Origin of the sequence: Ancylobacter sp., from assembly GCF_965229075.1 — a bacterium.
Lineage (GTDB): Bacteria > Pseudomonadota > Alphaproteobacteria > Rhizobiales > Xanthobacteraceae > Ancylobacter.
Genome location: NZ_CBDDIO010000002.1, coordinates 2186183 through 2200548 on the forward strand (window position 1 = coordinate 2186183; position 14366 = coordinate 2200548).

Annotated in this window: 10 protein-coding genes; 3 read left to right on the forward strand and 7 right to left on the reverse strand. The window is 69.0% G+C overall.

All coding sequences use genetic code 11. From position 1 onward, the window contains the following. Nucleotides 1–197 precede the first annotated feature (197 nt). Nucleotides 198–1541 (forward strand): phosphoglucosamine mutase, encoded by a 1344-nt coding sequence (glmM, locus tag ACO07Z_RS16275; RefSeq protein ID WP_421699655.1) that lies wholly within the window; start codon nt 198–200, stop codon nt 1539–1541. An 85-nt stretch (nt 1542–1626) separates the two neighbouring features. Here the strand turns inward: glmM and choV are convergent, their stop codons facing one another. The 3 genes from choV to ACO07Z_RS16290 form a co-directional block, all read right to left on the reverse strand. Beyond that, entirely contained in the window at nt 1627–2823 is a 1197-nt protein-coding gene (choV, locus tag ACO07Z_RS16280; protein WP_244450647.1) for a choline ABC transporter ATP-binding protein, read from the reverse strand. 3 nt (nt 2824–2826) lie between these two features. Further along, entirely contained in the window at nt 2827–3678 is an 852-nt protein-coding gene (gene choW / locus ACO07Z_RS16285; protein ID WP_244450648.1) for a choline ABC transporter permease subunit, read from the reverse strand. A 171-nt stretch (nt 3679–3849) separates the two neighbouring features. Continuing rightward, nucleotides 3850–4803, reverse strand: coding sequence for a choline ABC transporter substrate-binding protein (locus tag ACO07Z_RS16290; RefSeq protein WP_421700833.1), 954 nt, complete (start codon nt 4801–4803; stop codon nt 3850–3852). Nucleotides 4804–5203: 400 nt separating this feature from the next. Between ACO07Z_RS16290 and betB the strand changes: the two genes are divergently transcribed. Both betB and betA read left to right on the forward strand, forming a co-directional pair. After that, nucleotides 5204–7402 carry a betaine-aldehyde dehydrogenase gene (gene betB / locus ACO07Z_RS16295; RefSeq protein ID WP_421699656.1) on the forward strand — a complete coding sequence of 733 codons (2199 nt, stop codon included), beginning with the start codon at nt 5204–5206 and terminating at the stop codon, nt 7400–7402. Next, nucleotides 7402–9072, forward strand: coding sequence for a choline dehydrogenase (betA, locus tag ACO07Z_RS16300; RefSeq protein WP_421699657.1), 1671 nt, complete (start codon nt 7402–7404; stop codon nt 9070–9072). The genes betB and betA overlap by 1 nt, the downstream gene beginning before the upstream one ends. A gap of 6 nt (nt 9073–9078) precedes the next feature. Here the strand turns inward: betA and ACO07Z_RS16305 are convergent, their stop codons facing one another. The 4 genes from ACO07Z_RS16305 to ACO07Z_RS16320 all read right to left on the reverse strand — a co-directional run bounded on the left by ACO07Z_RS16305 (nt 9079) and on the right by ACO07Z_RS16320 (nt 14222). Next, nucleotides 9079–10017 (reverse strand): phosphatase PAP2 family protein, encoded by a 939-nt coding sequence (locus tag ACO07Z_RS16305; RefSeq protein WP_421699658.1) that lies wholly within the window; start codon nt 10015–10017, stop codon nt 9079–9081. Nucleotides 10018–10312: 295 nt separating this feature from the next. Next, complete coding sequence (locus ACO07Z_RS16310; RefSeq protein ID WP_421699659.1) at nt 10313–11089, reverse strand: electron transfer flavoprotein subunit beta; 777 nt, start codon at nt 11087–11089, stop codon at nt 10313–10315. Continuing rightward, nucleotides 11086–12279 (reverse strand): electron transfer flavoprotein subunit alpha/FixB family protein, encoded by a 1194-nt coding sequence (locus ACO07Z_RS16315; protein WP_421699660.1) that lies wholly within the window; start codon nt 12277–12279, stop codon nt 11086–11088. Before ACO07Z_RS16315 ends, ACO07Z_RS16310 begins: the two co-directional genes overlap by 4 nt. Continuing rightward, on the reverse strand, nt 12276–14222 hold the full coding sequence (locus tag ACO07Z_RS16320) for a DUF3483 domain-containing protein (RefSeq protein ID WP_421699661.1): 1947 nt from the start codon (nt 14220–14222) through the stop codon (nt 12276–12278). Before ACO07Z_RS16320 ends, ACO07Z_RS16315 begins: the two co-directional genes overlap by 4 nt. Between the last annotated feature and the right edge of the window lie 144 nt (nt 14223–14366).

Below are 14366 nucleotides of genomic sequence, written 5' to 3' on the forward strand. Positions count from 1 at the left end.
TGGCGAAGTATCCCGCGAGATAAGATCGTGTGATCCTGATCGCGTCGGCCTCAAGCGTCTCTTTGACTGCCGGGTCGGCGCCGCAATGAATGCTTACACTTTGTGAAACCCTTGCCTTTAGGCTCAATGATAGACAAGAGTAAAACGCGACGCGCCAATGGCGCGCCTGGACGGCGTCGATCCGCATGAGGCAAGGCATGGCACGCAAGTTCTTCGGCACGGACGGCATTCGCGGCCGCGCCAATGCGACGATCACACCGGAACTCGCGCTGAAGGTCGGCATGGCGGCCGGTCTGGTGTTCCAGCGGGGCGAGCATCGCCACCGCGTCGTCATCGGCAAGGACACGCGTCTGTCCGGCTACATGATCGAGAACGCGCTGGTCGCGGGCTTCACCGCCGTCGGCATGGATGTGCTTCTGCTCGGCCCGATGCCGACCCCGGCTGTGGCCATGCTCACCCATTCCATGCGCGCCGATCTCGGCGTCATGATCTCGGCTTCCCACAACCCCTTTGACGATAACGGCATCAAACTGTTCGGGCCGGACGGCTACAAGCTCTCTGATGAGCTGGAGCTGCGGATCGAGGAGCTGATCAACGGCGAGATGGGGGGCATGCTGGCCCAACCCGCCCATATGGGTCGCGCCAAGCGCATCGAGAGTGTGCACGCGCGCTATATCGAATTCGCCAAGCGCACCCTGCCGCGCAACCAGTCCTTTGACGGGCTGCGGGTCGTGGTCGACTGCGCCAATGGCGCGGCCTATCGCGTCGCTCCGGAGGCGCTGTGGGAACTCGGCTGCGAGGTCATCACCATTGGCGACGAGCCCGACGGTTTCAACATCAACCGTGATGTCGGCTCGACCGCGCCCGAGGCGCTGGCAGCCAAGGTGCGGGAAGTGCGCGCCGATATCGGCATCGCGCTTGATGGCGACGCCGACCGCGTGCTGATCGTCGATGAAAAGGGCCGGCTGGTTGACGGCGACCAGCTCATGGCCGTGGTGGCGGAGAGCTTCCAGGAGGACGGCCGGCTGTCGCGCGACGGTATCGTCGCCACGGTCATGTCCAATCTCGGGCTGGAGCGCCATCTCGCCGATCGCGGTCTCACTCTCGCCCGCACCCCCGTGGGCGACCGTCATGTGCTGGAGCATATGCGCAGCCATGGCTTTAATGTCGGAGGCGAGCAGTCCGGCCACATCATCCTGTCCGATTATTCCACCACCGGCGACGGGCTGGTGGCGGCGCTGCAGGTGCTCGCCGTGGTGCAGCGCCGTGAGCGTCCGGTGTCGGAAGTGTGCCACCGCTTCGACCCGCTGCCGCAGATCTTGCGCAATGTGCGCTATAAGAGCGGCCGGCCGCTGGAGAATGACGGCGTGCTGAAGGCGATCGCTGCCGCCGAGTTGAAACTCAACAGCCATGGGCGGCTGCTGATCCGTCCCTCCGGCACCGAGCCGGTGATCCGGGTGATGGGCGAGGGTGATGATCGCGACCTCGTCGAGGCGGTGGTGAGCGACATCGTGGAAGCTGTGGGTCTGGCGGCAGCCTGAACCGCGCCGCGGCTGCGCTTCGTTGCAGTCTGTGAAACGCCGTCAGGCGGCCTGACGGCGTCTTTCTACGTTGGACGGGGACGCGTCAGCCGTCCAGCCGCCGCAGCAGGCCGCGATAGATTTCGTCGTCGTCGCACAGGCCGGCGAGGCGGCCGAGGCTGTCGACCAGAAGGATCGGCAGATCGGTGTGGCGCTTGAGTTCGATGGCTGCCTTCAGCTTGAGATCGACCGGGGCGACGATGCAGTCGGCATCGTGCGCCAGCTTGTCGTCGATCAGCCCGGCCTCGCCATCGGCGGTCGCGAGAACGCCGGTGCGGCCGTCGAGATCGAGCGCCACCGGGCGCCCGTCGGCATCGACCTTCACCTTCACATGGCCGTCGCGGTCGAGCACCACGGCGTCGCCGTCACGGGCGAGGCTCGCGGCCGGGCGCATCACCGCCGTGCCGCGCAGCACGTTGAGCGGATTCATGTGCTTGACGAATTCCGCGACATAGGCATTGGCCGGACGCAGCAGGATGTCCTCGGCAGTGCCGGCCTGCACGATGCGCCCGCCCTCCATGATGGCGATCTTGTTGCCGAGTTTGAGCGCCTCGTCGAGGTCATGGCTGACGAAGACGATGGTCTTCTGGATGCGCCGCTGCAGGTCCAGCAACTCGTCCTGCAGCTTGTCGCGGATCAGCGGGTCGAGCGCGGAGAATGGCTCGTCCATCAGCAGGATATCGGCATCGGTGGCGAAGGCGCGGGCGAGGCCGACGCGCTGCTGCATGCCGCCGGAGAGTTCGTTGGTGTACTTCCCGGCCCAGTTGGTCAGGCCGACCATGGCCAGCTTTTCATCGACGATGCGGTTGCGCTCGGCAGCGCTCATGTCGCCGCGCAGCTCCAGCCCGAAACCGACATTGTCGCGCACCGTGCGCCAGGGCAGCAGGCCGAATTGCTGGAACACCATGGAGACGGTGTGCATGCGGATGTCGCGCAGCGTGTTCTCGTCGCAGCGCGCGACATCGATGGCGGCGCCCTTGTGCTCGACGAGAACCTCGCCGCGCGCCACCTCGTTCAGCCGGTTGATGGCGCGCAGGATGGTGGATTTCCCGGAGCCGGACAGGCCCATGAGCACGCAGATCTCGCCGCGCTCGATGGCAAGGCTGACGCCGGCCGCGCCGAGCACGGCACCGGTGGCGGCGAGGATCTCGTCGCGCGAGCGACCCTCGTCGATCAGTCTCAGGGCGCTCTTCTGGTCGGCGCCGAAGACGATGTCGATGTTGCGGAATTCGACGGCGGCCATGGTTCAGCCCTTTCGCGCGCGGCGCTCGGGCCGCTTGCACACACGGTCCAGCACGATGGCGAGGACGACAATGGCGAGACCGGCCTCGAAGCCCATGGCGATGTTGACGGAGTTCAGTGCCCGCACCACCGGCTTGCCCAACCCGTCGGCGCCGACGAGGGCGGCGATGACCACCATCGACAGGCTCAGCATGATGCACTGGGTGATGCCGGCCATGATGGTGGGCAACGCATAGGGCAGCTCCACCTTGAACAAAAGCTGCGTCTTGGTGGCGCCGAACGCCTTGCCGGCCTCATAGAGCGCGGGCGGTACCGAGGAGATGCCGAGATGGGTGAGGCGGATGGGGGCGGGGATGGAGAAGATGACGGTGGAGATCAGCCCCGGCACCGCGCCGAGCCCGAAGAGCACAAGGGTTGGAATGAGATAGACGAAGGTCGGGATGGTCTGCATCAGGTCCAGCACCGGCCGGATCGCGGTGTAGAGCCAGGGCCGATGCGCGGCGGCGATGCCGATGGGAACGCCGACGACGACGCAGACCAGTGTGGCGCAGATGACCAGCGAAAGCGTCTCCATCGTCGCCGACCAGTAGCCGAGATTGGTCACCAGCAGCAGCGAGCCGACGATGAACACCACCAGTCCGATGGAGCGGTGGACGAGCCAGGCGGCGAGGCCGAACAGGGCGATGAGAAGCAGCGGGGGCACCCAGAGCAGCGCCGCGGTGAAGCCGCCGATGAGCGCGCCCAGCACCAGCGACACGAAGTCGAAGAAGCCCTGACCATGCGTGGTGAGCAGGTCGACGAAGTCGCGGAGCCAGATTCCCAGCGGGATCTTGTGCTCGGTCAGCCAGTCATACATGGGCGCTCCTCGGCGGGGTGAGTGAGGGCGGGCGCCGCCTGCCGGCAGGGGCGCTTGCGGTCAGCATCCGTCAAGGCCCGGCCGCGAGGCGGCTCGGCGTGACGGTCATCGCTTATGATCGTAAGGGGCGGCCCCTCATGGCAAGGGGCCGCCAGGCCGGATGCGCCGCGCTCAGAGCTTCAGCGCGGCCTTCACCGCCGGGACGGCGGGCTTGCCGTCGATGGTGGTGACGCCGGTGAGCCAGGGCTCCCACACGGTCGGGTTGGCCTTCAGCCACTTGTCCGCCGCCTTGGCGGGTTCCATGCCGTCGAGCAGGATGTAGCCCATGACGACGTTTTCGGTGTCGAGCGAGAATTTCAGGTTCTTGATCAGCGTGCCGACATTCGGGCATTCGCTGGTATAGCCGGCGCGGGTGTTGGTATAGATGGTGGCGCCGCCATAATTCGGGCCGAACACGTCGTCACCGCCCGAGAGATAGCTCATCTTGTACTTGGCGTTCATGGGGTGCGGTTCCCAGCCGAGGAAGACGATGGCTTCCTTGCGGCGGGAGGCACGCTCCACCTGAGCCAGCATGCCCTGCTCGCTGGATTCGACGAGATCGAAGCCCTTCAGACCGTATTTGTCGTCCTTGATCATGTCGAGGATCAGGCGGTTGCCGTCATTGCCCGGCTCGATACCGTAAATCTTGCCGCCGAGCTTGTCCTTGAACTTGGCGATGTCGGTGAATGACTTCAGCCCTTCGTCATAGAGATAGGTCGGCACCGCCAGCGTGTACTTGGCGCCTTCCAGATTGACACCGATCACCTCAACCGTCTTATCGTCGCGATAGGGCTTCAGATCGGCTTCCATCGTCGGCATCCAGTTGCCGAGGAACACGTCGATATCCTTGGTCTGCATCGACTTATACGTCACCGGCACCGAGAGAACCTGTGTCTTCGGAGTGTAGCCGAGCGCTTCCAGGATGGAGGAGGCGAGCGCGGTGGTGGCGGTGATGTCAGTCCAGCCGACATCGGCGAAACGCACCGTCTTGCAGGCTGCTGGCTCCGCGGCCTGGGCGGCGTCGCGGGGCTGGGGAGCGAGGCCGATCGCCAATCCTAGGGCGGCGGCGGCCATGAAATTGAGCATGCGCATCTTTGTTGTTCCCGTTGGCATCCTGGCAGGATCATGGAACCGGCGTGGCCTGACGCCAAGCCCGGTACGGCCGGAATCGACAAGTCGGGGACGGCGGGGTGTCTCGGTACCCATTGGGGCCCGGCCCGCTCCGCCCGGATGCGGCCTCTGGAGGCTTCTTTTGAACAGATATTCAAAACGCGATCGGACCATTTGTCACGCGTAATTTTTGCCCAGAAACGACGAATTTACGGCGCTTTTCGCGGCGTTTGACGAATTGCGCCACGGCAACAGAAGCGTTGCGACGTGATTATCTGCGGTACTCCATGCCGGGCGCGCCGGGGATTGCCGGCGCGGGCGATCCATGTATTGTACAGCCATTCAATAGCTCCCTTCCGTCGATCAGGAGGTGCCGGTGGCCCGGGCGAATGCGCAGGCGCAGAAGCCTCCCGCGCGGTTCGATGAGGTGGACGATGAGTCCGATCCGGCCGGCCGGACCGGTCCGACCGGTCCCGCGCGTGGGGAGGAAGAGACCCGCCGCCGCGCGCCGGAGGATGTGCGCCGCCGCCAGCTGATCGACGCCACCATCGATTCACTCGCCGAGATCGGCTTCAACGCCTCGACCCTGGCGCAGATCGCGCGGCGGGCCGGCGTCTCGCCCGGTCTCGTCGCGCATTATTTCGGCGACAAGGACGGGCTCCTGGAGGCGACGCTGCGTCACCTCTCGCTGCGGCTCTACCGCGCCACCGCGCAGCGCCTCGCCGCCGCCGATACGCCGCGCGGCCGGGTGCAGGCGCTGATCGACGCCAATCTGGCGCCGGAGGAGTTCGACCAGCGCACGTCCAGCGTCTGGCTCGCCTTCTGGGGGCAGGTGCTGCATTCCGAGCGGCTGCGCCGGGTGCAGCGCATCTATCAGGCGCGCATGCTGGCCAATCTGCGCCACGATTTGCGGGCGCTGGTGGCGCCGCAGGATGTGCGCCGCCTCGCCATCACCATCGCCGCCGTCATCGACGGGCTGTGGCTGCGCTCCTCCCTTTCCGCCGCCGGCGAGACCGACTCGGTCAGCGCCCGGCAGGTTGCCTCGCTTTTCGTCGATGCCCAGATCGCCGCCGCCGCGCCGGCGCTCCCTACCAACGGACCCGCGACCATGACCAGCCGTCCCAAGCTGCACGCCAACCATATTGGCGGCCAGTACCGCCCGCATGGCGGCGCCACCTTCACCACCGCCAACCCCGCCACCGGCGAGGTGCTGGCGGAGATCGAGATTGCCGGCGAGGCCGAGGTCGAGGCGGCGGTGGCGGCCGCGCGCACGGGGCAGAAGCGCTGGGCGGCGATGACCGGGGCCGAGCGCGGGCGCATTCTCATGCGGGCGGTCGCCCTGCTGCGCGCCCGCAATGACGAACTGGCACGGCTGGAGACGCTCGACACCGGCAAGCCGATCCAGGAAACCAGCGTGGTCGACGTGCTCTCGGGCGCCGACTGCCTGGAATATTATGCCGGCCTCGCCGCTGGCCTCTCGGGCGAGCATGTCGATCTCGGCCCCAGCGCCTTCGGTTACACCCGCCGCGAGCCGCTCGGCATCGTCGCTGGCATCGGCGCCTGGAACTATCCGCTGCAGATCGCCTGCTGGAAATCCGCTCCCGCGCTCGCCTGCGGTAATGCGATGATCTTCAAGCCGGCGGAACTCACCCCGCTCACCGCGCTCAAGCTCGCCGAAATCTATGCCGAGGCCGGCGTGCCGGAGGGCGTGTTCAGCGTGGTGCAGGGCTTTGCCGATACCGGCCGGCTGCTCACCCGCCACCCCGCCATCGCCAAGGTCTCGCTCACCGGCGAGGTCGGCACCGGCAAGAAGGTGATGGTGGATGCCGCCGGCACGCTGAAATATGTGACGCTGGAACTCGGCGGGAAATCGCCGCTCATCGTGTTCGACGACGCCGATCTCGACGATGCGGTGTCCGGCGCGCTGCTGGCGAATTTCTATTCCGCCGGCGAGGTGTGCTCCAACGGCACCCGCGTCTTCGTGCAGGAAAAGGTGCGCCCCGCCTTCCTCGAAAAGCTGAAGGAGCGGGTGGCGAAGATGGTGGTCGGCGATCCGCTCGACCCGGCGACGCAGGTCGGCGCGCTGATCTCGCCCGAGCACATGGAAAAGGTGCTGGGCTATATCGAGAAGGGCAAGGCCGAGGGCGCGAGCCTGCTGGCGGGCGGCCACCGCGTCACCACGGGCGCGCTGGGCAAGGGCTGCTTCATCGCCCCCACTGTGTTCGATGGCTGCACTGAGGCGATGAGCATCGTGCGCGAGGAGATTTTCGGCCCGGTCATGGCCGTTCTCTCCTTCAAAGACGAGGACGAGGTGATCGCCCGCGCCAACGACACCGATTTCGGTCTCGCGGCCGGCGTGTTCACCAAGGACCTCGCGCGCGGCCACCGGGTGATCGCGCAGTTGCAGGCCGGCACTTGCTGGATCAACGCCTATAACATCACGCCGATCGAGCTGCCCTTTGGCGGCGCCAAGCAATCCGGCCTCGGGCGCGAAAACGGCAAGGCGGCGATCGAGCACTACACCCAGCTCAAGAGCGTCTACGTCAATCTCGGCCGCGTCGAGGCGCCCTACTGATGTCCGCCGCCGCGCATGAACTGTTCGATTATGTGATCATCGGCGCCGGCTCGGCCGGCTGCGTGCTGGCCGACCGGCTGAGCGCGGAGGGGAGCAACCGCGTTCTCGTGCTGGAATATGGCGGCTCCGACCGTTCCGTGTTCATCCAGATGCCGAGCGCGCTCTCCATCCCGATGAACATGAAGAAATACAACTGGATGTATGAGACCGAGCCGGAGCCGGGGCTGGACGGGCGGCGGCTGCACTGCCCGCGCGGCAAGGTGCTGGGCGGCTCCTCCTCCATCAACGGGCTCGTCTATATGCGCGGCGCGCCGGCCGATTTCGACCGCTGGCAGGAGGAAGGCGCGCGCGGCTGGTCCTATGCCGATGTGCTGCCCTATTTCCGCCGGGCGGAAAGCCGGCGCGAAGGCGGGGATGAATATCGCGGCAGCGACGGCCCGCTCGCCACCCGCTACGGCACGCTGGAAAACCCGCTGTACCGCGCCTTCATCGAGGCGGCGCAGCAGGCGGGCTACCCCGCCAGCGACGACGTGAACGGCTACCAACAGGAAGGCTTCGGCCGCATGGACATGACCGTCAAGGACGGCGTGCGCTGGTCGGCGGCCAATGCCTACCTCAAACCCGCGATGAAGCGGGCGAACCTGAAGGTCGAGACCCATGCGCGGGTGGAGCGCATCTTGTTCGAGGGGCGGCGGGCCATCGGCGTGCGCTGGTGGCGCGGCGGGCAGAGCCATGAGGTGCGGGCGGCGCGCGAGGTGATCCTCTCCGGCGGCTCGATCAATTCGCCGCAGCTTCTCAAGCTTTCCGGCATCGGCAGCGCCGACGAATTGCTCCCCCTCGGCATCGAGATGGTGGCGCACCGGCCGGGCGTGGGGGAAAATCTGCAGGACCATCTGGAAATCTATTTCCAGCAGGCCTCCACCCAGCCCATCACCCTCTATTCCAAGATGGGGCTGATCCCGCGCGGGCTGATCGGCGCCCGCTGGCTGCTGAAGAAGGACGGGCTCGGCGCCACCAACCATTTCGAGGCCTGCGGCTTCATCCGCTCACGCCCCGGTGTCGCGTCGCCGGACATCCAGTATCATTTCCTGCCCCTCGCCGTGACCTATGACGGGCAGGGGCTGGCGAGCGAACATGGCTATCAGGCCCATGTCGGGCCGATGCGCTCCAAAAGCCGGGGCTGGGTGCGGCTCGCCTCGCCCGACCCGTTCTCGGCGCCGCGCATCCGCTTCAACTACCTCACCCATCCCGATGACAGGGTGGAGTTCCGCGCAGCCGTGCGGCTGACGCGGGAAATCTTCGCGCAGCCGGCCTTCGCCCCCTATCGCGGGCGGGAAATCCAGCCGGGGGCTGATGTGACGAGCGACGAAGCCATCGACGCCTTCGTGCGCGAGAAGGTGGAGAGCGCCTATCACCCTTCCTGCACCTGCCGCATGGGATCGCCCTCCGATCCGCTGGCCGTGCTCGACCCGCAGATGCGGGTGATCGGGGTCGAGGGGCTGCGGGTGGTGGATTCCTCCGCCATGCCCTCGATCACCAATGCGAACCTGAACGCGCCGACCATCATGATGGCGGAGAAGGCGGCGGACCATATTCTCGGCAAGTCGCTGCTCGCGCCCTCCAACGCGCCGGTCTATGCCGCGCCGAACTGGCAGAGCGCGCAGCGTTAAAGGCGCTCAGGGCGGGGTGGTGCCGGTGGGCGCGCCGACACTGCCGGTCGGCCCGTCCATGGCGGCAGCGCGCGCGGCGGCGCCGGGATGGAGCGCCCGCTCGGCCCGGCGCAGATTGCGGGCGCTGCGATAGGAGGTCGCGAGCGTGCGGCGCACCCAGTGGCGCAGCGCGGCGCGCTGCGCGGCCATGCGAAAGCCGAGCGCGGTCAGCCGCGTCTCCAGCGCCGCGTCGGACAGGCTGTCGCGGTAGCGCACGAAGATGAGGTGATGAAGCACTGCGGCCAGGATCACCATCAGCCCGATAGAGATCACCACATCGGAGAGATAATGCCCGCCAAAGGCGACGCGGCTGAGCCCGACCGCGGCGACGAAAATCCCGAGCAGCGTGCCGACCTGCCAGCGCCATTCGCGCGGGACGAACAGGACCAGCGGCAGCAGGCAGGCGATGAACGCCCCCTCGCCGGAGGAGAAGGAGTGGTTGCCGAGGCCCGAGGGCCCCATCACCCACGGGCCCTGAAACGGCCAGGGGCCGCCGAAATGATCCGTGTTCATCGGCCGGGGACGGCCCCAATAGGGCTTCAGGATGCCGTTCACCAGAAGGGCGGGGCCGAGCAGATAGAGAGAGACGAAGAACAGCGCCATACGCGGCGGCACCAGGCTCGTCTTCGCCGGGAAGGACAGTTTCAGCACCACGCCGATGAGCAGCAGCAGCGGCAGCGCCAGCGAGATGTTGGAGCCGAAGGTGCGGAAATCCTGCAGCAGTGGCATCTGGGCGGCGGGGAAGCTCTTGCCCGGCTCATGGAACAGCCCGGCGACGGTCAGGTCGATCTGCGGGAACAGATAGAACAGGACCGAAAGCGCCGCGGTGGCGAGGATGGCCGTGGTCAGCGGCGCGCGCGCGAAGAAGGAGGCCCTGGCGCGCGAAGGTTCGTTCGGATCGGACATGGTTGGTCTGTCTGTGTCAGCGAGAAATCACGGGAAGACGCGGGCGGCCCGGCAATGGCCGCTCAGCCGGCGCGGCGCGCCGTGCGGCCTACTGCCGTTACGGCAGGTGCGGGGCGTGTGCCGGCGGTCTCGCGTGTTTCTGGCATGATCGGTTCCCTCTCGCGCGTGCGTCGCCGGGCCCCCGGGAAGCGGTAGGTTGTTAGCGTCTCTTCGTGGCAAATGCATGGGAAAAGGCGCGGCACTGCCCGGCAAAATAGGCCGGTTGCGGCTGACAGGCCGCTGACAGAGGCCGGCTTTAGCGCCCGGCGATGAGGCCGAGCGCGCGCAGATGCGCGAGAATCTCCCGCGCCGCGTCCTCCGGCGCCGGGTCGACCAGCAGCTTGCCGCCACCGCTCGCCGCCACCGTCGCCGCCTTCAGCCGTTCGGCGGCGGAAGCGCCCGCCGCCGCCTTGGCGATAAGTTTCGGACGCGGGCGATAGGGCCGCTCGTCCACCGCGCGCGGGGCGGAAGCGGGGGCGGCGATTTCCTGCGTCTCGACATGGCCGCGTCGCACGCCGGTGAAGGCGAAGGGCAGCGGCCCGGGCGCGGCCGGGTGGACGGTGACCAGCGCCGGCAGCCGCACCACGAGCCGCCGCCGTGCGCCGCGCCCCAGCGCCTGCTCGACGCTGAGCGTGCCAGCCTCGGCTCCCGGGGTCAGCGCGGCGGCATCGGCGAGGATGGGGCGATGAAGCGCGCGCGCCAGCGTGTAGGGCAGCAGCCCGGAATCCTCGCCCCCTTGGCCGCTGCGGCCGGCGAGGATGAGATCGTAGCCGCCGGCCTCCAGCGCCGCGATGAGCGCGGCCGTGAGATCGGCCTCGGCATGTGTGCGCAGATGCACGAGATGGCCGAGCCCATGGCCGAGCGCATCGGTGAGCGGGCCGAGCTCCGGCCCGGCATGCAGGCCCGTGACGGTGCCGCCATTCGCGCCGGCGAGTTCCACCGCCAGCCGCAGCGCCTGAAGTTCCACCGGCACCGGGGCCGGGCGGCCGGAGACCTTGTGCCGGCCGGCGGAAAGCAGCAGCGCGATCTTCATGGCGCGCCCTCCGCGTGGAGCAGCGCCAGCAGCGCCGGCATCACCTTCTGCGCGTCCGCGACGATGGCGAGGCCGGCGCGTTCGATCATCGCGGCGTGGAGATCGGTGTTGACGGCGATCACATGCTCGCAGCGCGCGACGCCCTGCAGATGCTGCGGCGCGCCGGCAATGCCGAGGGCGAAATATCCGCGTGCCTCCAGCACCGTGCCGGAGGCGCCGACCTGCGCGGCGCGCGGCATCAGCCCGGCATCGCACAGCATGCGGCTGGCGCCGGGCGTGCCGCCAAGCGCCGCCACCAGCGCGCGGAAGGTGGCGAGATCGCTCACGCCATTGCCCGCCGAGACGACGAAATCGGCTTCCGCCAGCGACACCTTGGCCGGGTCGGCGGGAATGAACTCAGCGGACAAGAGGGCGCCGCCCGTCGTCGTCGGGAAGGCGAATTCCAGCGGCAGTGCCTCGTGCAGGCTGCCCGCATGCGGGGCGAGCGCATCGGCGGCCAGCGTCATCAGCCGCGTCGGCGCACTGCGCTGTTCCACCCGCCGCCCGCGCGCGGCACGGGTGACGGCCTTGGGGCTGAGGCTTTCCGCCCCGGCGAAGAAGGCCTCGCCCGAAAGCGCGGCCAGCCGGCGGGCGAGGTCGCCGCCCTCCGCGCTTTCCGCGAACAGCACATGGCGCAGATCGAGCGCGGCGAGCGCGGCGTTGAGCGCCGCCGCCTTCGCCTCCGGGTCGTAGCCGGAAACCGGCAGCGCCAGCACGCGGTCGGCACCGGCGGCGCCGAGTTCCTCGCTAAGCGCGTCGACCAGCGCCAGCACCGCCCCGCCGCCGGCATCGGCCAGCAGGCGGGCGGCGCCGAAAAGCTGCCGGTCATGGGCGGAAAGCCGCCCGCCCGGCGCATCCGGCACCACGGCGACGAGAAAAGCGGGCTCGGCGATGACCACACGGCGCGGCGCGGCCTCCATCTCCACCGGGGCGGCGGCGACTGTGAGGCCGGGAACCGGCGCGCGCTGGCTGCGGTCGAGCCGCCGGCGCAGCGTGCCGGGCACGAGGGCGAGCCGTTCCTCCGCGCGCGGGTCGCGGCGTGGGCGGCCGGAGGCGGCTGGCGTCGCCGCGAGATCGAAGCGCGGGCGGGTGCCGCCGGGCACGCGGTGGGCGGCGCGCTCCCCGCGCGGGTCCTTGCGCGCGCGGCTCATGCCGGCACCTGTGCGATGTGGGTCGGCGCGGCGCGGGCCGGGGCGGTGGCGGCCTTTTCCACCGCCATCAGCACCAGCTCGGCGATGTCATGCACCGCCGGGCGCTCGCCGGTGACGCCTTCCAGCATGGCGGAGCATTGCGGGCAGGCTACGGCGACGATGCCGGCGCCGGTGGCGGCCGCCTGGCCCATGCGGATATCTGGGATGCGGCGTTCGCCCTCGATGTCGGCCACCGGGGCGCCGCCGCCACCGCCGCAGCACATGGAGCGCTTGCCGGAACGCTCCATCTCCCGCCGCTCGATGCCCAGCCGGTCGAGCAGGCGGCGCGGGGCGTCCACCTCGCCATTGTAGCGGCCGAGATAGCAGGGGTCGTGATAGGTGACGCGCGCCTGATCCAGCGCGCCGAGGTCGAGCCGGCCGGTGGCGGCCAGTTCGTCGAGGAACTGGGTGTGGTGGACCACCTCATAGGTGCCACCAAAGGCGCGGTATTCGTTGCGCAGCGCGTGCAGCGCGTGCGGATCGGCGGTGAGAATGCGGCGGAAGCGGTAGCGCGTCAGCGTCTCGATATTCGCGCCGGCGAGGCGCTGGAAGCCGGCCTCGTCGCCCAGCCGGCGGGCGAGGTCGCCGCAATCGCGCTCCTCCTCGCCGAGCACGGCGAAATCGACGCCGGCCTTTTGCAGCAGGGTCACCAGCGCCCGCAGCGTGCGGCCATAGCGCAGATCATAGGCGCCTTCGCCGAGCCAGAGCAGGATTTCCGCCTCGCCCTTTTGCGCCATCAGCGGCAGGGTGAGGCCGGCGGCGAAATCGGTGCGGCCGTTGAGCGGGCGCCCGCCGGGCTCGTCGGCATAGCGCAGCTCCATCAGCGGCGCGGCGGCCTTGGCCGGCAGCGCGCCACGTTCCAGCGTCTGGAAGCGGCGCAGGTCGACGATGGCATCGACATGCTCGATCATCATCGGGCATTCCTCGACGCAGGCGCGGCAGGTGGTGCAGGACCACAGCGTGTCCGGGTGGATCATCGCCGCTTCGCCGACGATCGGCAGGCCGGGGCCACCGATGCCGGCGACGGGGCGGGCGTTCGGATAGGGGCTGCCGGCGTAAGCGGCGTTGGTGCCGCCGGGCTGCAGGCTGGCGGCGAGGTCCTGGATGAGGCGCTTGGGGTTCAGCGGCTGGCCGGCGGCGAAGGCCGGGCAGGCCACTTCGCAGCGGCCGCACTGGATGCAGGCGTCAAAACCGATCAGCCGGTTGAAGGCAAAATCCTCCGGCATCGCCACGCCGAGGCGCGGGGCGTCAAGGTCGAGCGGGGCCAGCGCAGTGGCGCGCTCGCCCGTGAAGCGGCCGGGGCGGGGATGGGCGACGAGATGGGCGGCGCCGGCAAAGGCGTGGCGCATCGGGCCGCGGTCGATCTGAAGCGCGAGACCGATGCCGCCGATGGCCGCGAAGGCGAGGCCGAGCAGGCCGAGCGGGCGCAGCGCCCCGCCGAGCGAGGCGTCGAGCGCGACGAGGAAGCCGCCGCCGCTATAGGCGGCGAGCAGGAAGGGCAGAACCTGGAACCGTCCGCCGGAAAGCCGCGCCGGCTTTGTCGGGTAGCGCCGCCGCCCGACCATCGCCCCGCCGGTGAAGGCGGCGGCGAAGGCAAGCGCGGTGAGCCACCAGAACAGCCTGTTGTCGCCGAGCGCCGGGAGGAGGCCGATGAGCGCGAGGCCTGAGCCGGCCAGCAGCCCGCCGGCGGCCAGCGCGTGCATGCGCGCGGCATAGGGATCGCGCCCCACCACATGGTGGACATCGACGAGGTAGCGTTTCGGCAGGGCGAGGAGGCCCGCCACCCAGTCCACCCGCGCCGCCCGGCCGATGCGCCACGCCCGCGCGCGGCGGGCGGCGAGGGCGCCGGCGATCACCACCATGGCGAGGACGGTGAGTGAGAGGAGAAGCGCGACGTCCGTCATGGCCGGGCCTCGCGGGGGCGGCACGGCCCCTCACCCGGCCCTGCGGGCCGACCTCTCCCCGACGGGGAGAGGTGAAGAGCAGCCACCAACGGATGAGGCGCGGAAAAGCAGCGGCGGCGTGCAAGCCCTCTCCCCACGGGGGAG